General features: G+C 68.1%; 20 protein-coding genes. 9 read left to right on the forward strand and 11 right to left on the reverse strand.

Annotation, left to right across the window (positions count from 1 at the left end):
• Positions 1–11 precede the first annotated feature (11 nt).
• Positions 12–680, forward strand: coding sequence for a TetR/AcrR family transcriptional regulator (locus ACFWF1_RS03485; RefSeq protein ID WP_379283078.1), 669 nt, complete (start codon positions 12–14; stop codon positions 678–680).
• An 18-nt stretch (positions 681–698) separates the two neighbouring features.
• Here the strand turns inward: ACFWF1_RS03485 and ACFWF1_RS03490 are convergent, their stop codons facing one another.
• The 4 genes from ACFWF1_RS03490 to ACFWF1_RS03505 all read right to left on the reverse strand — a co-directional run bounded on the left by ACFWF1_RS03490 (position 699) and on the right by ACFWF1_RS03505 (position 4,087).
• A complete protein-coding gene (locus ACFWF1_RS03490; RefSeq protein WP_379283077.1) occupies positions 699–1,424 on the reverse strand; it encodes a TMEM165/GDT1 family protein in 726 nt (241 codons plus the stop codon).
• A gap of 295 nt (positions 1,425–1,719) precedes the next feature.
• Positions 1,720–2,247 carry a peptidase gene (locus ACFWF1_RS03495; protein WP_379283075.1) on the reverse strand — a complete coding sequence of 176 codons (528 nt, stop codon included), beginning with the start codon at positions 2,245–2,247 and terminating at the stop codon, positions 1,720–1,722.
• Between the two features lie 301 nt (positions 2,248–2,548).
• The gene (locus ACFWF1_RS03500) at positions 2,549–3,172 is read right to left on the reverse strand and encodes a superoxide dismutase (RefSeq protein ID WP_357380064.1); all 624 of its coding nucleotides are present in this window, start codon (positions 3,170–3,172) and stop codon (positions 2,549–2,551) included.
• Between the two features lie 303 nt (positions 3,173–3,475).
• Positions 3,476–4,087 (reverse strand): hypothetical protein, encoded by a 612-nt coding sequence (locus ACFWF1_RS03505; protein ID WP_379283074.1) that lies wholly within the window; start codon positions 4,085–4,087, stop codon positions 3,476–3,478.
• Positions 4,088–4,617: 530 nt separating this feature from the next.
• Between ACFWF1_RS03505 and ACFWF1_RS03510 the strand changes: the two genes are divergently transcribed.
• The 4 genes from ACFWF1_RS03510 (at position 4,618) to ACFWF1_RS03525 (ending at position 8,014) form a co-directional block, all read left to right on the forward strand.
• The gene (locus tag ACFWF1_RS03510) at positions 4,618–4,989 is read left to right on the forward strand and encodes a rhodanese-like domain-containing protein (RefSeq protein WP_379283408.1); all 372 of its coding nucleotides are present in this window, start codon (positions 4,618–4,620) and stop codon (positions 4,987–4,989) included.
• A gap of 23 nt (positions 4,990–5,012) precedes the next feature.
• On the forward strand, positions 5,013–6,077 hold the full coding sequence (locus tag ACFWF1_RS03515; RefSeq protein ID WP_379283073.1) for a DUF4328 domain-containing protein: 1,065 nt from the start codon (positions 5,013–5,015) through the stop codon (positions 6,075–6,077).
• Positions 6,074–6,841 carry a glycerophosphodiester phosphodiesterase gene (locus ACFWF1_RS03520; RefSeq protein ID WP_379283071.1) on the forward strand — a complete coding sequence of 256 codons (768 nt, stop codon included), beginning with the start codon at positions 6,074–6,076 and terminating at the stop codon, positions 6,839–6,841. The genes ACFWF1_RS03515 and ACFWF1_RS03520 overlap by 4 nt, the downstream gene beginning before the upstream one ends.
• A 252-nt stretch (positions 6,842–7,093) precedes the next feature.
• A complete protein-coding gene (locus ACFWF1_RS03525) occupies positions 7,094–8,014 on the forward strand; it encodes a DUF5926 family protein (protein WP_379283070.1) in 921 nt (306 codons plus the stop codon).
• Positions 8,015–8,273: 259 nt separating this feature from the next.
• On the opposite strand, the gene ACFWF1_RS03530 is transcribed toward ACFWF1_RS03525, so the two are convergent.
• From ACFWF1_RS03530 to ACFWF1_RS03540, 3 genes are all read right to left on the reverse strand, one after another.
• On the reverse strand, positions 8,274–8,822 hold the full coding sequence (locus ACFWF1_RS03530; protein WP_379283069.1) for a ferritin: 549 nt from the start codon (positions 8,820–8,822) through the stop codon (positions 8,274–8,276).
• Between the two features lie 72 nt (positions 8,823–8,894).
• The gene (locus ACFWF1_RS03535) at positions 8,895–9,443 is read right to left on the reverse strand and encodes a ferritin (RefSeq protein WP_379283067.1); all 549 of its coding nucleotides are present in this window, start codon (positions 9,441–9,443) and stop codon (positions 8,895–8,897) included.
• A gap of 10 nt (positions 9,444–9,453) precedes the next feature.
• On the reverse strand, positions 9,454–10,776 hold the full coding sequence (locus ACFWF1_RS03540; RefSeq protein WP_379283066.1) for an LCP family protein: 1,323 nt from the start codon (positions 10,774–10,776) through the stop codon (positions 9,454–9,456).
• A gap of 424 nt (positions 10,777–11,200) precedes the next feature.
• Here ACFWF1_RS03540 and ACFWF1_RS03545 point away from each other — a divergent pair, with 424 nt between their 5' ends.
• A complete protein-coding gene (locus tag ACFWF1_RS03545; protein WP_379283064.1) occupies positions 11,201–11,995 on the forward strand; it encodes a CPBP family intramembrane glutamic endopeptidase in 795 nt (264 codons plus the stop codon).
• 126 nt (positions 11,996–12,121) lie between these two features.
• On the opposite strand, the gene ACFWF1_RS03550 is transcribed toward ACFWF1_RS03545, so the two are convergent.
• Complete coding sequence (locus tag ACFWF1_RS03550; protein WP_379283063.1) at positions 12,122–12,889, reverse strand: DUF2470 domain-containing protein; 768 nt, start codon at positions 12,887–12,889, stop codon at positions 12,122–12,124.
• Positions 12,890–13,060: 171 nt separating this feature from the next.
• Between ACFWF1_RS03550 and ACFWF1_RS03555 the strand changes: the two genes are divergently transcribed.
• The 3 genes from ACFWF1_RS03555 to ACFWF1_RS03565 all read left to right on the forward strand — a co-directional run bounded on the left by ACFWF1_RS03555 (position 13,061) and on the right by ACFWF1_RS03565 (position 15,444).
• Positions 13,061–13,474 carry a hypothetical protein gene (locus ACFWF1_RS03555; protein ID WP_379283062.1) on the forward strand — a complete coding sequence of 138 codons (414 nt, stop codon included), beginning with the start codon at positions 13,061–13,063 and terminating at the stop codon, positions 13,472–13,474.
• 375 nt (positions 13,475–13,849) lie between these two features.
• Positions 13,850–14,764: a prephenate dehydratase gene (gene pheA, locus ACFWF1_RS03560; RefSeq protein WP_379283061.1), complete on the forward strand. Its 915-nt coding sequence runs from the start codon at positions 13,850–13,852 to the stop codon at positions 14,762–14,764.
• Positions 14,761–15,444 (forward strand): histidine phosphatase family protein, encoded by a 684-nt coding sequence (locus ACFWF1_RS03565; RefSeq protein WP_379283060.1) that lies wholly within the window; start codon positions 14,761–14,763, stop codon positions 15,442–15,444. Before pheA ends, ACFWF1_RS03565 begins: the two co-directional genes overlap by 4 nt.
• Before the next feature lie 458 nt (positions 15,445–15,902).
• Here ACFWF1_RS03565 and ACFWF1_RS03570 read toward each other — a convergent pair whose 3' ends face one another.
• The 3 genes from ACFWF1_RS03570 to ACFWF1_RS03580 form a co-directional block, all read right to left on the reverse strand.
• Positions 15,903–16,448: a phosphatase PAP2 family protein gene (locus tag ACFWF1_RS03570; RefSeq protein ID WP_379283059.1), complete on the reverse strand. Its 546-nt coding sequence runs from the start codon at positions 16,446–16,448 to the stop codon at positions 15,903–15,905.
• 401 nt (positions 16,449–16,849) lie between these two features.
• Entirely contained in the window at positions 16,850–17,680 is an 831-nt protein-coding gene (locus tag ACFWF1_RS03575; protein WP_379283058.1) for an ESX secretion-associated protein EspG, read from the reverse strand.
• Positions 17,677–18,852 carry a PPE domain-containing protein gene (locus ACFWF1_RS03580; RefSeq protein WP_379283057.1) on the reverse strand — a complete coding sequence of 392 codons (1,176 nt, stop codon included), beginning with the start codon at positions 18,850–18,852 and terminating at the stop codon, positions 17,677–17,679. Before ACFWF1_RS03580 ends, ACFWF1_RS03575 begins: the two co-directional genes overlap by 4 nt.
• Between the last annotated feature and the right edge of the window lie 23 nt (positions 18,853–18,875).

Genomic DNA, 18,875 nt, shown 5'->3' on the forward strand with positions numbered 1-18,875 from the left:
CGGAGTCATCGATGACCGAATCGGCAACCAGCGCACGCCAACTCCCGCGCGGTAGGCACGGCCTGCCGCGCGAGCAGGTGGTCGCCTCGCAGCGCGAGCGCATCCTGATCGCGATGGCCGAGGCGATGGTCGAGAACGGTTATGTCGGCACCTCGGTCGCGGCGATCCTGAAACGCGCCGGGGTGTCCAGGGAGACCTTCTACGAGCAGTTCCGTTCCAAGGAGGCCTGTTTCGAGGCCGCCTACGAGCGGGCGGTGCAGAACCTGCTCGGCCGCATCGCGGATGCCGCCGACGATCCGGCGCCCGAGCCCGACCCGGACGGCATGACCAGGATGGACCGGATCTTCGCGGCCTATCTGCAGCACCTGGTCGACGATCCGGCCAGCGCGCGGCTGTTCCTGGTCGAGGTGTACGCGGTCGGTTCGGCGGCGATCAGCCGCCGGGCCCAGCTACAGGACCTGTTCGTCGGCCGGATCGCCGACGTGCTCGGCGCGCGAACCGACGAGCAGCGTTTCGCCTGCCAAACCCTGGCCGCCGCGATCAGCGCGATGGTTACCGGCCGGATCGCGGCCGACGACCCGGACGGTCTGCTCGCGCTGCGGGTGCCGCTGCTGAATCTGGTGCGTCGCGGCGGGGCGCTGTTCGGGGACGCCTTGCTTTCCGCGGACAAGCCGCGCTAGCACTGCCCCGTCACCGAACTATCGACGCACCTCGGGGTCGCCGGCCGGGATCGAGGCTTGTTCGGGTGCCGCCGGAGCCGGGCGCAAGGCACGAATGAGCAGCATGACCGCGCCGCCCAATATCGGTGCGATCGTGGCAAGTGCGGCGACGAGCAGCCCGCTCAGTGTCGGCGCCGCCGTCGAGATCAGCGTCGCCGCACCGAAGTAGAGGAACAGCAGGCCCGAGCCGATGCCGATGGCCCGTTCCGGTAGGTGCTTGCCGACCAGGATGCCGATGCCGATGGCGAGCGCGTCGGCGGCGACCATGCCGATCGTCGAGCCGATCCACACGCCGACCCAGTCGTAGTCGGTGGCCAGCGCCGCGGTCGCGAACATGGTCCGGTCGCCGAGCTCGGCGAGCAGGAACGCGGACAGCACCACGAAGAACGGCGCGGTGCTCGCCCGCAATGACTTCGGGGCCTGCTCTTCCTCGTCCGCGCGGAAGTGTTCACGCAGCGTCCACAGGCCGACGGCCAGGAAGGTGAGCGCGGCGACCAGTGCGATGGCCCGCGTCGGCAGCGCCGAGCCGAGGAAATAGCCGACGCCCACCGAGAGCAGGTGGACCGCGGCTGAGGCGGTCGCGATGCCGCCGAGCACCACCCACCAGCGGTAGCGCAGCGCGAACGTCAACGCCATCAGCTGGGACTTGTCACCCAACTCGGCGAGAAAGACGATGCCGATACTCAGCAAAACAGTGGCGATCATGATGTGTGCGGCTCCCGGGTCTCCGGCCTGCCGGTCGGAGTCTGGGTATGCCTCCGGCCGACAACGAATAGTTGTCTAGGCCGAAGGTCTCGCCCACCGGATTGTTCCGGTTCACACAGCCGGACCCGAACCCTCGTGGGGTGGCGGGTCAGTATGTCGACTGTGCAATTGGGGGCTACTCCCCTTCGCTGTCACCGACTCTACCGGCAGACGCGCGACTGTGCCAACATGGTGTTGCCCAAATCGCAATGCGCGCAATAAGTTTGGCGATCCGTCCGGCGGGTTTCGGGTACCCTTACGCGGCAAGCAGCATGGCCAGAACCGCGGTGTCGGGATCGCTGATCGGGTCCAGGCCGACGCGGCTGACCAGGGAGGTCACCGTGCCGTCGGATTCCGCCTCGGCCCACGCGGCCCGGTGTTCCAGCCCGAGATGCGGCACCCCGGGCAGCAGCACACAGCCCGACGCGGCGCCCGCGCATTCCGGCAGCGACGGCCGGGTTTCCGAGGGCGGATGCAGCATCAGCAGGGCGGCCGGCACATGATCGGCAAACCGGCCCGGCGCCAGCGCCTCCGCACCCAGCACCGTGCCCTCGGCCAGCACCAACCCGACCGTGCCCGGCGCCGGATCGTCCGGTAACTCCTCGCGCACCCCGAACACCGTCGAGGTGGTCAGCAGGCCGGGCAGCGTGGCCACCCGGACGGCGAGCACCAGTACCTGGGCCCATTCCTTGGTGGTGTCCGGCCAGCGGCCGGAGATGACGAAGCCGCGCAGCGAGCCACGGGCCTGGAAAGGCGTGATGCCGATTGGTCCATTCATCCGCATGATGCCTCCCGTCGTATAACCGGGGGCGGCTTTGCCCGTCCTCTGTGGATTCAGAGAATGACTGACGAAACACCTGGCACACAAGTACCAAAGAGTGCCAGCTGGCCAGCGGAAACGAGCTGACCAGCGATCGTTGCTGCCCAGGGGCTCGCGGCGGCTCGTCGCTCGCGTGCCCGATACCGGTTTGCGGCCCGGGCGTGTCCTGATCGCGTCGAGATATCGAGCTCCGGATACAGACGGGCCCGCGCCCCGACCGCTGATCTGCGGAAGGAGCGCGGGCCCGTTCGGTGCCTACCGGCTATCAGCCGAAGATGAGGCCTTTGCCCTGGCCGACGGCGCGGGCGAAGCGATCCTGCACGTCTTCCCAGTTGACGACGTTCCAGAACGCGGTGACGTAGTCCGCCTTGACGTTCTTGTACTGCAGGTAGAAGGCGTGCTCCCACATGTCGACCTGCAGCAGCGGGATGATGCCCAGCGGGACGTTGGCCTGCTGGTCGTAGAGCTGGAAGGTCAGCAGCTTCTGGCCGAGGGTGTCGTAGCCGAGCACCGCCCAGCCGGAGCCCTGCAGGCCGTTGGCCGCGGCGGTGAACTGACCGCGGAACTTGTCGAACGAGCCGAACTGGTCGTCGATCGCCGCGGCGAGGTCGCCGGTCGGCTTGTCGCCACCGTTGGGGGACAGGTTCTTCCACCAGATGGAGTGGTTGACGTGCCCGCCGAGGTGGAAGGCCAGGTTCTTCTCGTACAGGAAAATGGCGCCGTGGTCGCCGCTGTCACGGGCGGCCTCGAGCTTCTCGAGCGCGGTGTTCGCGCCTGCGACGTAAGCGGCGTGGTGCTTGGAATGATGCAGCTCATTGATCTGCCCGGAGATGTGGGGCTCCAGGGCGCTGTAGTCGTAATCCAGATCTGGCAGCGTGTACTCAGCCACGATGTCCCTTCCTATGTCGGGCTGTGTGCGCCCGTCTCGAGCACACCCAACCATCATTCGTACACCCGCTCGGTTCCAACCGGGCCTGATGCCCCCGCATTCCGTTGTGGGCTTGGGTTGTGCACCTCGAAGTCACCTCGGCGCCGGGTCGAACCTCACAAATAGCATCGAACCATGTAGTCCTCGTGCCGGATACCCACAAGGTCAGCAGTCATCCCCTTGCCGCCGACGATTCCCGGCGGCGGGCACAGAAACGAATACCGCACATCCGGAAGCCGGGTGTGCGGTATCGGTGTCGGTGGTTCAGAGGGGCGGCGCGATGCCGGGCCGGGTTGCCCGCGGGTCGCCCGCGTCGTGGGCCTCCCACCAGCGTGCCGCGCCCGCGATGAATTCCGCCAGCGGGATCTCCCGGCCGGTCGAGTCGTTGATGAGCAGGTTGTCGAACCAGACGCGCACGTCCAGCTCGCGCGGGTCGATGCCCTCTTCCTGGGAGAACTCCAGGACGTGGGCGGAGATGTGCTCGTCGATCTCGGTGTCGAAGCTGAGCAGCTCGCGCCACAGGGCCCAGCCGCTGTCGTCGAGGTCGATGAACTCCCAGCCGTGCAGCCTGCCGCCGCCGAAGCTGCGGATCGCCTCGTCGAGGCCGTTCAGTTGCAGGGGCAGCACCTGCGGTTCGAGGTCGTCCCAGTTCTGCATGCGCAGCGACGCCGCGACGCGACCGACTCCGGTGAAGGTCACCTGAACTCGGTAGTCCTCGGTGGGCGTTCCGTTCTCCGGAAGCGTCAGCACCTCTAAGTCGAGTCGTAGTTGCTTGGCCGCCGCATCGACCTCCAGGCCGAGGCATGTCGCCTCGGACAGCGCGACGTTGAGCCCAGCTGTGTCCATGCCGTCGAGTAGCCCCCTGCTCACGTTCATGGCCACAGGCTACCGACAGCTACCGCTAGAGCCCAGTATTTAAGTTTTTCGCTAGTGTTCTCGTTTTTTATGGAACCGAATCGGACCGGCCGCCGTCCAAGTACGTATCGGAACCCGCTGAGCCCGCGAGTTTCGAGGTCGGCGGCGAATGACCGCTCCGGGATTGGATGCTGGAGGGGAGTCCCGGATCGGTCGTTCGCGCCGCACGCTTACGCCGCGAATCTGCTGTCGATCGGGGAAACGCCCTGGATCGGGGTGCCTGGGCCCGCAGCGTGCATTAGCCGGTGGGTAGCTTTGATAGCCAAATCCTGAACTGGCGCGCTGTCTGATAGCTGCAGCCTGTGGATGAAGTTGTGGATTATGTGGATAACTCTGTCGGAGGTATGCACATGCCCGCCCCGAGCGGGGCGTCGATCAGGGATCCGGGACGCAGAACATACCTGAAGTATTGGCTCGATGTCGAGTCGCCGACGGCCGAGGCGCGGGCCGGAACTCCACGGCACCCGCCCACCCATGGCAGGATCGAAACCGTGACGAGTCCCCATGTTCCTTCGGTCCCGGTGGACGCGGTGCCGAGCGAATTCGACAGCAGCCCGCCGAGCACGGCCGAGGGCGCGCGGGCGATCCTGCTCGATGTGCGCGAAGACGACGAGTGGCAGCTCGGGCACGCGCCGGGGGCCGTGCACATCCCGATGGTCGACGTGCCCGCCCGGGTGGACGAACTGGATTACGACGTCGATCTCTATGTCATCTGCAGGCAAGGCGGCCGTTCCCTCCAGGTGGTCGAATACCTCACGCACATCGGCTTCGACGCCATCCAGGTGAACGGCGGCATGGTCGCCTGGCAGCAGGCGGGCCGCCCGCTGGCCGCCGACGGTGACCAGCAGGCGAAGATCTACTAGTCCGGCAAGACACAGGAGGCACGGTGAGCACGGTCGTACAACCTTGTGCGCGGTGTGGCGCGCGCTGGGCCGTGCAGTCGACCCCGATGCACTGGTGCCCGCGCTGCCGCGGCGTGCTGCTCTCGCCCGCGCCGATCGACGCGCCCGCCGAGCGGCGGAACTATCGCTGGGTGGCGCGCAGGCCCGACCAGCGCACCCGCCGGTCCCCGGTCGCCGGTCGCACGCAGAGCCGGGAAACCCCGCGCTACACCCAGATTCCGCGCTGGGGCCTGCTCGACCCGCCGCCACGTCCCGCCGCCGCGCCGCCGCGTCCGCTCACCAGGCTGACCAGGTGGGCGTCCGTGCTGCCGATCGCCACCGCGGCGTTGTTCGCGCTCGCGGCCGTCGCCGAACTGCTGCGCTATCTGCTGCTGTTGCGTAATCGCACGCGGCTGATCCATCCCGCGGTGCTGGTCTGTTCCGATGTGTTCGTCGTCGCCGCCGCGCTGCTTGCCCTGTTGCTCGCGTTGCTGACCGCGGTGGCCGTCATCGGCTGGTTGATCGACACGCGCAGGCTCGCCTTCCAGGAAACCGGCCGCGCTGACCCGCGCTCGGTGCGGGCACTGGTGCTCGGCTGCGTGATTCCGGTGGTGAACCTGCTGTGGCCCGGCGTCTTCCTGACCGAGATCGTCGCCCAGCGCGCCGATCCACGGGCGCTGCGGGCGATCCGGATCTGGTGGGCCGCCTGGGTATTCGGCGGTCTGGTCGCGGTGGCCGCGCTGCTGTGGCGGACCGCGGATTCGTTGCAGGTGAAGGCGGACGGGGTGCTGTTCACCGCGTTCACCGATCTGGTCGCCGCCGCGGTCGCGCTGCTCACCCTGGCCATGATGCGGGCGGTGGAAGAGCGAGATGTGCTCGGCCGCAGCCGGACTGCGCGACGCTGGTTGATCGCCGTCGACCCGGCGGTGCCGGTGATCGAGCCGGTGCATCCCGGCGGGCGAGCGCAGCGTGCGGCCGTCGAACCGGTAGGGGACACCGAGCCGGTGCGGGACACAGATGAGGACAACGGTGCAGTCGACCGTGAGCACGAGGAGGTTTTGACCAAGTGAGCGAGGCCAGTCGCGCACCGTTCGTGGTGGCGCACCGAGGTGCATCGGCGGCGCGCCCCGAACACACGCTCGCCGCATACGAATTGGCGCTCCAGGAAGGCGCGGACGGGGTGGAATGCGACGTCCGGTTGACCAGGGACGGGCACCTGGTGTGCGTGCACGATCGCACCGTCGACCGAACCTCCTCCGGCACCGGCCTGGTCAGCGAGATGACCCTGGACGAACTGAAGGAACTCGACTTCGGTGCGGACGGCGAAGCGGCCGAGGTGCTCACCCTCAGCGAGCTGATCACGCTGGTGCTCGACTGGCGCAGCAGGCCGACCAAGCTGTTCATCGAGACCAAGCACCCGGTTCGCTATGGCGCGCTGGTGGAGAACAAGCTGCTCGCCGAGCTGCAGCGGTTCGGCATCGCCACCCCCGCGTCCGCGGATCATTCGCGCGCGGTGGTCATGTCGTTCGCGGCCACCGCGGTCTGGCGGATCCGCCGCGCCGCGCCGCTGCTGCCGACGGTGCTGCTCGGCGAGTCGTCGCGCTATCTCGGTGGCGGTGCCGCGACCACGGTCGGTGCCACCGCGGTCGGCCCGTCGGTGAAGACGCTGCGCGATCACCCGGAACTGGTCGACAAGGCCGCTGCGGCGGGACGTGCCACGTACTGCTGGACCGTGGACGACCCCGACGATGTGCGACTGTGCGCCGATCTCGGCGTCAGCTGGGTCGCCACCAACCATCCCGGGCGTACCAAGGCGTTGCTCGACGCCGCCTGAGTCGCTCGAAACAGGCTCGCGCCGGTCACTTCTGGACCGAACCTCGGCTCGCGCGACAGCTGGGCGAAAGCCGGCTTGACAGAGTCGGTCCGATGTCCAGGTCGCCTCGGTTCCTGGTGTGGGCGAATGAGGTTGTGCACCTGCGTAGTTGGCCGGTCGCCGGTCCGCGTTCCGCCCCGACGCCGTCTCCGACCGGGTTTGATGCCGTGGCGCGCGGGGTAGTGGCGCGCACACCATGTAGGTTGACCCCCCGTGGGTAAGAGCAAGCGGAATAGTCCTAAGCCCGGAGGGAACCGGGCACTGCGTCTCGCCGAGCGGAAGGTGGCGCTGGAGCAGGCGACCCAGACCGTCTCGCGTCCCTTCGAGGGGCTGGCCGCGGAGTGCGATCTGGTCGCGCTGTGCGAGTTCGTGCCGTCGGCGACCGCCGAGCTGAAGCTGGCGCCCGGTGTCGCGGCCGAGCGTCCGGTCGTGCTCGCCACCGTGCTGCCCGGTGCGGTGGCCGCGCTGGTCCGGGCCGGCGATCAGCCGAGCGGCTATGTCGGCGCGCAGGTGCAGTTGCAGGGCGCCGACCTCGGTGCCGATCTCGCCGCCGCCATCCTGTGGACCCAGTCCGCCGAGCCCGGCGACTCGCTGGCGTCGGTGGAGAGCGTGGCCGGCGGCCCGCGGCTGACCGACGTGATCGATCCCGGTGCGGACCTGGAACTCACGGTGCACCAGGACTTCGACTGGTGGGTGCCCGAGGGCGTGCAGCCCGACCCGCAGGTCGCCGCGACCATCGAGCAGGCCAAGCAGGCGATCAAGCCGTCGGCGCGGATCGCGCTCGGCCCGGACGCGACCGGCGCGGCGTGGTGGGTGGACGCGGGTGACAAGGCGCATATTCGCTGGGTCCGTCCGGAGAACGAGGACGACCTGATGCTGGCGCTGGCCCGCCTGCATGCCGCGGGTGGTCTGCACCTCGGCGAGGGCTCCCGGTTCGCCGGCTCGTTCCGCACGCACGGCGTGCTGGTTCCGGTCTTCGATCTGGATCCCGAACAGCATCCCGACGAGTGGGTAAAGCCCGCACAGGAATTCGATGCCCGGCTGGCCGAGGCGCTGGCCTCGGAGGCGCCGTTGACCGCCGGTGAGCGCCGGTCCAGGGACGGCCTGCGGTCGCGTCAGGTGACCCTGCGCTGATCTTCGGCGACAGTGCGGAGAATTTTGTGAAGAATCCCCCTTTCTAATATTGTCAGCGTTGGGTTCTCCGCTACTATCGGACGCTGGTGGACTCACCGACCTGATGATTGAAAGAGGAAAGACTCCATGGACGAACTGATCGCCGCGCTTCGGCTACTGCTCAGCTCCATCAGTGCCAAGTAGGCCATCTGCCTGAACGACAAAAAGCCCAGCTCTTCGCGAAGAGCTGGGCTTTTTTGCGTTTAACCGGCAACGCGGATCAGATGGATCCACCCGCGGCCGAAGGTGCACCGGAAGCATCGCTGGCACCACTCATTTCCCTGGCGATGAACTCTTCCAGATCGAACAGGTTGGACCCGGCGCGCTCGGCGATGGTGAGCAGGGTGGTCATGTTGGCGACCTCCTCGACCTGCTCCTTCAGGAACCACTGCATGAACTGCTCGCCCAGGTAGTCGCCCTCTTCGCGGGCGGTGCTGGCCAGCTGGATGATCTGGTCGGTGACCGTCTTCTCCTGCGCGAGGGCCAGCGCGATCGGCTCGTGCACATTCTCGAACTTCGACTTCGTCGCGTCGATGCCGGACAGGTCGACGGTGATATCCCGATCGAGGAAGTACTGGATGATCATCATCGCGTGGTTGCGTTCTTCGACCGCTTGCGCGTAGAAACGCTTGGCCAACTGCGGCAGGTCCGCATTGTCGAACCACACCGCGATCGCGATGTATTGATGCTCGGCGTTGAATTCATGCCTGATCTGATCATGGAGCAGGCCGTGGAATTTGCTGCGTGGGGACTCCGGATGGCTGGACATGGTATGGGACATTAGCGCTGGTCACAGTGCTTGTCATCCAAGTGCAACCTTATTGAGGCTAGTATTGCCTAATTAATTCTTCGCTGCCCCAGCCATTCTCGGAGTCGCGTTGTCGACCCGTTGCGGGGCGCGAAGTTCGCGTGCGATGAAGTCCTCGACGTCGAAAAGATCATCCGTCGAACGGTCGATCACGGTCAACAGAGTGGTCATCTTCGCGACGTCTTCGACCTGTTCCTTGAGGAACCATTGAATGAAGCGCTCGCCGAGATAATCACCCGATTCGCGGGCCGCGCGCGCGAGCCCGGTGATCTGCCCGCTCCTGGTCTGCGACGACGCCAGCAGGAAAGCTATTGCGGCACGGGGGGATTCGAAGGTGGACCGGATCTCGTCCAGGCCGCCGATGCGGATCTCCAGATCGCGGTCGAGCAGATACTGGACCATCCGCAGTGCGTGCGCGCGCTGCTCGTCGGACTTGGCGTAGCAGTGTTTGGCCAACTGCGGCAACCGATTCGAGTCCAGGTACACGGCGGCCGCGAGGTACTGCTGCGCGGCCGTGAAACCGCGACGAATCTGCGTACTGAGCAAAGTGGGGAACGGCTGATCGAGCTCGGTATCCGTCATGTAATCGACGCTACCGCGTCAGCAGGTCCTCCGGAATCGGTCTGTCCGAGGCAATCGCATCGAAGAACTGGCCCGCCTTGTTCTTGTCCCACAGCAGCACATTGCCGCTGTCGGTGTCTTCGAAACCGCCGACCGGTACCGTCGTCGGGATCGTGTCGCCGCGCATCGCCCAGCCGAGCTGCGCCAGATTCCAGATATGGTCGCCGTCGTCGACCTTCAGCGATTTCACGGTGTCGGTCGCCAGCGGCCACAGCTTGAACGGATTGGCCAGCGTCGCACCGCTGGTCGCCTTCTTCACCAGCGCCGCCATGAAGATGCGCTGATTGTTGATCCGGTCCAGGTCGGCGAGCGCGGTCGCGCGGCTGCGCACGAAGCCCAGCGCCTGCGGTCCGTTCAGCTTCTGGCAGCCCGCGGGCAGGTTGATGCCGGCCAGCGGGTCGTCGATGGCCTTCGGCACGCAGACGTCGATGCCGCCGAGCGAGTCGACGACACCGGCGAAACCGCCGAAGCCGATCTGCGCGTAGTGATCGATGTGCACGCCGGTCGCGATCTCGACGGTCTGCACCAGCAGCTGCGCTCCGCCGATCGCGAAGGCCGCGTTGAGCTTGTCCTTGCCGTTGCCGGGAATGCTGACGTAGGAGTCGCGCGGCAAGCTGACCACCGTGGTCTTACCCGACTTCGGGATGTGCACCAGCATGATCGTGTCGGTGCGTTCCGGGCCGACCTCGCCGCCGGTGGCGAGCTGCTGCTCCTGCTCGGGCGTCAGGCCCGCGCGACCGTCGGAGCCGACGAGCAGCCAGTTGGTGCCCGGCGTATCACCGACCCGGCCGGCATAACCGGCCAGCGCGGGGATGCGGGTCAGCGAACCGTCGAGTTTCACGACGGCGCCGACCACGGCCACGATCAAAATCAGCAGCAGGACCAGGAACCAGCGGAAGTAGTGGCGCTTGCGGCGCGGCCGCGGCGGGCGCGGCTGAAGTTCGCCGCGCGGCGGACCGGGCGGCGGTGGCGGCGGGCTGCCCCGGTGCGGCCGCTGCGGCGGCGGACCCTCGCGATAGGGGACCGGCTGCTGCGTCGGCGCGTGCGTCGGTGCCCGGTACGGCTTGTCCAGCGGCGGTGGCCTGCGTGACGCGACGTTTTCCGGCGGGACCTGCGAATACGCGAGCGGCTGCTGCGGGCCACCGCGGTGCAGCACCTGGGTCGGCTCGAGGTACGGCGACTGCGGCTCACCCGGTGGCCCAGCGCGATGCGGCCCGGGACGCGGCATCGGCGGTTGACCGGGCGGCGGCACCCGGCGCATCCGCGCGCGGTACTGGGGGTCGTCGCCATTCATCACTGAGACTCTACTTATCCGTCGTCGTTCGGGGTGGTCGTGCGACGGATGATCTCGCTCCGATTCCGGCGCTCGGCGTACCCAACTGCCCTGCGTACGTCGCGCCGGTCTCAGTGCCCGTCCGTCGGTGCACTCTCTATGAATTCGCCTGTGCCGCCGCGCTGTTATCGCAAAGCGGAGAACAGTTGGATCACGAGCTCGGCTCGGTCGTATCGATGCAGGTGAGGGCGATGTCGGCGGATGGATGTGTTTGTCGACACCCGGCGGCTTCCGCGCGGACGACGGCCCGGGCGGTCGGTGCGGCGGCGGTCGGGCAGTCCGGTGCGGCGGTAAGGGTGCGCGGGGTGCGGCGGAAATGACTCGAGGGGCGCGGCACGCGGGGCGTGCGCGTCGCCGGTCGCGGCGGGGCAATAGATTCGAGTCCATGCGTGGTGAGTCCGGGGCCGAGAGTGGCGAGTCCGCGGTGACCGATCTGGAGCGGCTCGGGATCAAGCTCGAGATCGCGGTCGTGCTGGTGGTCACGTTCGGGTTGAGCGGGCTCAACGCGGCGCTGTCGCTGGTGGAGAGCGCGCTCGCGCCGGGCGGGGTGGGCGGGCGTACCGTCGCGTTGAATCCGTCGCGGTCCGCGCAGTCGACGATCGATCTGCTGTTCCAGCTGCTGAGCGTGGCGCGGCTGGTCGGGTGGGCGGCGCTGGGCCTGTATCTGTTGTGGCGCAGCGGGATCGGGCCGCGCCTGATCGGGGTGGCGGCGCGGCTGCGCTGGCGCGCGGATGTGGTGCCGGGGCTGGTGCTCGCGGCCATCATCGGCCTGCCCGGCCTCGGCCTCTATCTGACCGCACACGCCATGGGGATGAGCGTGACGATCGTGCCCGCGTCGCTCGGCGACCACTGGTGGCGGCTGCCCGCGCTGATCCTGTCGGCCTGCGCGAACGCGCTGGCCGAGGAGATCATCGTGGTCGCCTACCTGATCACCCGGCTGCGGAAACTCGGCTGGTCGGAGAACTCGTCGCTGCTCGCCTCGGCCCTGCTGCGCGGCAGCTACCACCTGTATCAGGGCCTCGGCGGCGGCATCGGAAACCTGGTGATGGGCTTGATCTTCGGACGCTACTGGCAGCGGACGAACAAGCTGTGGCCGCTGATCCTCGCGCACGCCACCATCGACACGGTTGCCTACCTCGGGTACACGATCTTGCACGGCCACGTGTCCTGGCTGCCATAGCAAACCCGTGAGCCGTCAGCCAGCACCCCACACAGTTCGAACACCACGTCTGATGGTGGCCGTTATCGCCATGCCCGTAATCGGCTAGTTGCCGGGGGTTGAGTGACCGGGTGGATCAGTCGGCGATCAGATGCGGCGGAGTCCGTTGAGGAATGGGCAGCCCGCCAAGGTGCGGACGGCGCGGCTGAGGGATTCGATGTCGTCGGCGGGGGAGCTGAACGGGAGGCGGAAGTCGTGGTCGCCGTCGCGGCCCTCGACGCGCAGGGTGAGGCCGTAGCGGTCGATGGCGAGCGGGTGCACGATGCCGTGCTGCAGCCGGGGCGGCAGGTGGCGGGCCAGCTGCGCGACGACGTCCGCGTGGTCGGCGTCCATGTGCTGCAGCCAGGCGGATTCCAAGGTGCAGAACGGATCCGGCTGGGCCAGCCGCAGTTCGTCGATGCTCACCGATTCGGCGCCGGTCGAGTCGGCCACCACCGCGGAGTTGATCACCAATCGCAGCAGGGTCGCGGTGTGTCCCACGTCGAGCAGACCGGGATCCGGGTTCTCCTTGGCGACCTCACCGGCCAGCGCGCGCTGGGCCTGCGCGGGCACCGCGCGCACCCAACCGCGCAGCCAGACCAGCGCGCGAACCGGTTCGCGCAGCGGCAGCGGCGCGTGATCGGTCAGCTCCAGCACCGCGGGTGCGCCCGCGTCCGGGGAGTTCCCGGCCACGATCGCCGCCACCGAGGTGGTCGGCACCGCGATCACCGCGTCGCCGCACTCGCGCACATGATGCACGGAGACGGGCGTCGGGTCGATGCCCGGCATGGCCAGCACCGCCTGTTCGGCATGCGCGCACGCACTGCGCACCCGCTCTGCGGTGGACGGTGTGACAGTCGGTGTCGGACGCGGCATGCAAACCTCCGTGGTCGGGCGTTGTTCGCCTCGCTCGGGCGCTCAATTAGGTTACCCTAAGCTAAGTGACGAGCGGAACATCCGCAACCGTTCGCCCCATCCTGATCCTGAGAATTCGCCCGCGCGATCGCGCTCGGCAGCGTGCCCGGACCCGGTTGTTACGGTGGATCAGTGGCGCACGGATCGGAATCAACCGCAGAACCAGTACTCATCGCATTGACGACCCCGGCCCGGCGCAGCATCGTCGACGGCCTGGTGCGCGCCCCGCGCCCCGGCGCCACCGCCCCGATCCTCGACGCGGACGCCCCCGACCCGGACATCGCCGCCTTCCTGGCCACCATCGTCCACACCGACACCGGCTTCATCGCCCGCACCGCCTCCGGCCCGCGCGCCCTGGCCATCGTCGCCGCCACCGCCGCCGCCCTCTGCGGCGAAGACATCCGCACCGCCCTCGCCACCCCCGACACCACTTTTCTCAACGCCCTGAAACCCCCTGCGGTAGAAGCACTCCGAACCGTCCTCCTCGCCATCGAGACCGACGCCATCGCCGAAGTAACCCAAGCCCTCCACCCCTTGGCCCGCTGACCCACAAGCGGCAACCTGCCCAGCCGATGTCGCAGCCCGGTGCCACTCGCCCCGACGTCAGCGAGCGAATCTCGAAGCCCGAGCGGGGGTGTGTGGCGCATCATCGCGGCGGTCGGCACGCATCTTGGCGCAGGGCGAGCGAGGAGGGCGCTATGGCGGAAGCCAAGTCGGCCGCGGCCGTAGCAATGTCCTGCTCGGGCGATGTCGCATCCATGTGGCACTCACGGGGAGGCTGCGGTGCGGTAGCTCGGGATGCTGCCGACGGACCGATGCGCGGCGGCGGCGCGCTGTGGCCGGCGGCGGAAAAGCCTGGTCGGGTGGGGGTGGTGGTTAATAGCGGGAGCGTCGGTCGCGGACGCAAGTAAGGTCGTAACCGTGCCGCGTATCGCGTACTTCGGGCCCTCCGGAACTTTCACCGAGATGGCCCTTGCCGAACTCGAAACCTCGGGCGCCTTCGAAGGGGTCGTCGAGCGGGTTGCCGCGCCCAGTCAGGGGGCCGCGCTCGAGCTGATCCGGTCCGGGGACGTGACGGGGGCGGTGGTGCCGATCGAGAGTTCGGTCGAGGGCTCGATCTCCGCGACGCTCGACTCCCTTGCCATCGGCCCGCGGCTGCAGATAGTCGCGGAGACCGAGCTGGAGGTGACCTTCACGATCCTCGGTCATCCCGGCACCAGCCTGTCCGAGGTGCGCACGCTGGCCGCCTATCCGGTGGCCGCCGCCCAGGTGCGTGAGTGGGTGTCGCGGGAGCTGCCGCAGGCGCAGCCCTACGTCTCGGCGTCGAACGCCGCGGCGGCCGAGGACGTGGTGGCGGGCAATGCGGATGCCGCGGTGTCGACGGCGCTGGCGGGGGCGCGGCTCGGGTTGGCCGTGCTGGCCTCCGGCGTGGCCGACCACGAGCAGGCGATCACCCGTTTCGTGCTGGTCACCCGTCCGTGTGTGGCGCCGCCCGCGACCGGTGCGGACCGCACCTCGATTGTGCTGGAGTTGACGAACGAGCCGGGTTCGCTGATGCGCGCGTTCGCCGAGTTCGCTACTCGCGGCATCGATTTGACCAGGATCGAATCCCGCCCCACCCGCACGGGCATGGGCACCTATCGTTTCTATCTCGACTGCGTCGGGCACATCGATGACACCGCGGTGGCCGAGGCGCTCAAGGCTTTACATCGCACCGCCCGGATCCGGTTCCTCGGTTCCTGGGCGGCGACGTCGGCAACCGGCACGCCACCGCCCTCGGACGATGCGGCGGCCGAGTGGCTGACCCAGCTCAGAAAGGGGGTGGCGGATCTGTGACCGAAGCAAAGATCGGCCCGGGCAAGTTGGTTCTGGTCCGGCACGGCGAGACCGAGGGCAACGTCGCGAAGCTGCTCGACACCAAGGTTCCCGGCTTACCGCTCACCGAACGCGGTGCGGCACAAGCCAAGCTGTTCGGCGAGAACCTGCTGAACCCGCCGCAGGTCCTGTTCTGTTCCGCGGCGCAACGCGCCCGCCAAACCGCCGGCTACATCGAAGCCGCAACCGGCGTGCCCGCCGTCGTCTTGGACAACGTGCAGGAGGTGCAGGCCGGCGACCTGGAAGGCAAACACAGCGAAGAGGCCCACCTCTACTTCCAGCGGATCTATCGCGCCTGGCACAACGGCGACCTGGACCAGCGCGTCCCCGGCGGTGAATCCGGCCGCGACGTCCTGGCCCGCTTCCTCCCCATCATCGAGGAACTCCGCGAAACGTACCTGACCCCCGACTCGGCCACCGGCGATGTCCTCCTGGTAAACCACGGCGCCGCAATGCGTCTGGTCTCCCGCTACCTGGCCGACGTCCTCCCACCGTTCACCACGAACAACCACCTCGACAACACCGAAACCATCGAACTCGTCCCCCTCCCCGACGGCACCTGGGACTGCATCCGCTGGGGCCGCTTCACTCCACCCTTCGGCTACGACGTCGCCCCCACCTCCGACGACCCGATGGGCTAGCAGCGCCCCACGTCCCGCGCACAATCCCTCCCGCCGCGCACGAATCCGTTGGCAATCTCTTGCGCGGCACACAAACCCGTGCGCTGGGTGTTCGACGCTGCGACTGCTGGCGGCTCCGGTCGGCTAGTTGAGCCGCCCCCGGCCTCGCGCACGAATTCTCCCGGCGCGCGCGATTTTGCTGGCAAATCCGTGCGCGGCAGGCAAATCCGTGCGCGGCGTGCTCGGCTCCGCCGCGACATCGGCCCGACTCTGGCGGGCCGGCGGAGTAGCTCTACGGCCCTGCGCACGATTTGTTCCGGCGCGTGCGATTTTGCTGGCTAGCTGGTGCGCGGCCAGCCAATTCGTGCGCGGCGCCTTGCTCGGCACCGTTGCCGAGGCACCCATTGCGTCGCACGCTCATTCGGGGCGACGTCCATGCTGGGGCTTGTGCGCACTGCGAAGGGCGTGGCTGGCCGGTGTCAGGACGCCGCTGCGTGCTCACCTTGTATCGATCTGGACAGGCGGGTGGCGAGGGCTGCGACGCCGAGGCCTAGCAACCAGCCGACGAGCACATCACTGGGCCAATGCGCGCCCAGGTACACCATCGCGCAGCCCACCACCACGACGATCCCGGTCAGAGCGACACCTACCAACCAGCGCACCGACGTCGTGGACCACGCAGCGCCCAAGATCAGCGTCGCTGCTCCGCCCGCCGTAATGGCAGCCACCGTAGACGGCATCGACCAGCCACCCACGTGAACAATCGACACGTCCGCCGAGGGCCGTGGTCGGCCGATGATCGTTTTCAGTATCCAGGTCAGCACCAACGCCGACACCGCAGCGCCACCCACCACCAGGCCGAGCCGCCACCACCGACCCGCGAGCACCGCGACAAGCCCAACGACACCGCACACCAGAATCACGAGCGAGCTGGTGCCGAAATCCATTGCCCACCGCGCCACCGTCGTAACTGCCGGATCTCGATGATCATCAAGAAAGGTCATGATGATCCGATCCAGTTTCACGACTGAGCCTCGCAACCGCTCGGCCCGGTCGCGCGCGACCGCACGCTATATCGTCGCTCCACTAGCTGACACTTCCGCACGAGGCCATACTGCCGACCCTCGTCGAAAAGCACATCATCTCCACAACCCACGCACCCGAACTGGCTGACAATGTAGTGCGCGGCAAGCAAATTCGTGCGCGGCGTGCTTTGCTCTCCGCGACGTCGGCCCGACTCTGATGGGCTGACCGGCTAGCGGAGTCACCCGACGTACGGGCCCGCGCGACTTCTGCTGGTGCGAGCGACGTTGCCGGCAACTTCATAAGCCGCAGGCGAATTCAGTGCAAACCCCTGGAGTGCGATCCCTACCGGGAACTGCACGCCAGGGGTGGCCAAGAATATTCACCGAGCGGACCTGAGCCGTTAGACCTGCTCCGGCTTGCGCGGGAACTCTGCCCGCTCGGGCAGTTCACTGATCAAGTCCTGCAACGCTGTTCGCAACCGTGCCGGTGTCCCGGTGGCAAGCGACGTCCACTTGACGCCGTCGTCGGACTTGCTTGCGGTCGCGATGAAGCGGCCGCCGCGGGTGTTGAAGACGGCGATGTGGTTGTCGGTGACGTCGCGGGTGCCGTCGCCGTACACCACGGCGACGATCTCGGCGTGGGAATGGATCTGCACCATGGCCGAGGCGAGGGCTTGCGCGTCGGCGGGCGGGGTGCCGACCTTTGCCAGCCGGGTGGTGGTGGCCGCCGCGTCACCGGTGTCGTCGAAGATCGGGACCAGCTGTTCGGTGGGTGCCCGCATGCCGGTGAGGTCGAGCGGGTCGGCCGGGCCGAGGGCCGCGATCACCGGGCCGGGCAGGTCGTCCTGGGCCTCATCGATCACGTAGGACTGCGGCCCGCGCAGGGCGACGGTGACAACATCGTCGCCCTTCGCGAGACACATGCGGCTCGCCTGACCGTCGACGAACAGCCGCAGCGCGACCACCCAGTGCGGGCGGTACAGCGCGAGCAGCCGGTCTTCGAGTTCCTGATGGATCACGTCGCCGATCAGCAGTTCCCGATCGGCGAGCGACTGAGCGGCCACGGCCATCGCGGCATCGTGATCGGCCACGTTGTCGTATTGCCCGCGTGCGTCCAGCACGACGGGCACCTCGTCGATCTCCAGCTTCTCCAGGAGAAACTGCATCTCGTCGAGCGACAACACCACCGACGCGAGCATCGACGGGCCGCGGCCCGCACCGAGCACCGTCACTTAGCGGCCGTACCGGCTGCGTCGGCGCCGATCACTCCGTCGGCGGCGTAGCGGCCGTCGCTGAAGTCGTCCGAGCGCAGGTAGTCCAGGCTCTTGTGTTCGGTCTCGTCGTCCTCGTCGCGAACCTGGTTGCCCAGCAACGGGCTACCCGGCGTGTTATTGCGCTGCACCGGCGCCGCGGTGGATTGGCTGACCGAGACGTTCTCGGCGACCGGCGCCGCGGTGGGTGCGCCACCGATGGTGCTCGAACCCCAGCCTTCGGGCAGCTTCATCGAACCGTTGCCGAGCGAGACCGAGGCACCGGAGCCGAACGATGCGGATCGCGTGCCCGCGGACACCGCGGCGGACGCCAGACCCGCGCCGCCGACCATGGTGGCCGGTGCGACACTGCTGACGCTGGGTGCCGCGACACTGCTGACGGCTGCGATGGCGTGCGAGCCGATGGTGCCTGCGGTGGACACACCGGTGGTCGCCACCGAACCCGCGACGTTCGCCGCCTGCGTCACCGCGCCGACCACGCCGGGGTTGTTCACCAGTGCCGCCGCCGTCGAGATCGCGGTCTGCACCGGATCGGCATTGGTGGCCTGGTACGCCTGATCGGCCTGGCCCGCGGAATCCGCGGTGCCCGCGCCGTGCGCGATCGCGGGCGGGTTGATGAACTCGCCCGGCGTCAGCACCATCGCGGTGGTCGCCGCCTCGTAGGTCTCCATGGTCAGCGCCGCGCGCAGGTCGAGCGCGGCCTTGGCCGCCTCGGCCGCTTCCGAGGAGCCGTTCAGCACACCGCCGGTGGAGGCGGCGGCGACCCGCGCCGCGTCGACGGCGGCGATCTCCGGGAGGCTCGGCATGGCGATCGAGGCCACGGTGTACGCGATCGCGTTGCCCGCGGCCTTCGAGCCCATGGTGGCCGCCATGACGCCCTGCTGCTCGGCCCAGCCGATGAAGCCGGTGAGCTTGGACAGCGCCGAGATGCCGTTGATGCCCTGCATGCCGACACCGAGCTCCGCCATCACCCGGGCGACGGTCGCGGTGGCGTCGACCCAGGCGGCGGTGAGCCCGCCCCAGGCGGTGGCCGCGGCCGAGATCGGGATGGCGTGCGCGCCCGAGTTCAGCGCGATCGAGTTTCCTTCTGCGAGGCGGGGCAGCCAGAACACCCCGGTGATTCCTGCGGTCATGCTTTCTCCCCTTGCTTGTGCTG

The organism is Nocardia sp. NPDC060255 (genome assembly GCF_042727395.1).
Taxonomy (GTDB): domain Bacteria; phylum Actinomycetota; class Actinomycetes; order Mycobacteriales; family Mycobacteriaceae; genus Nocardia.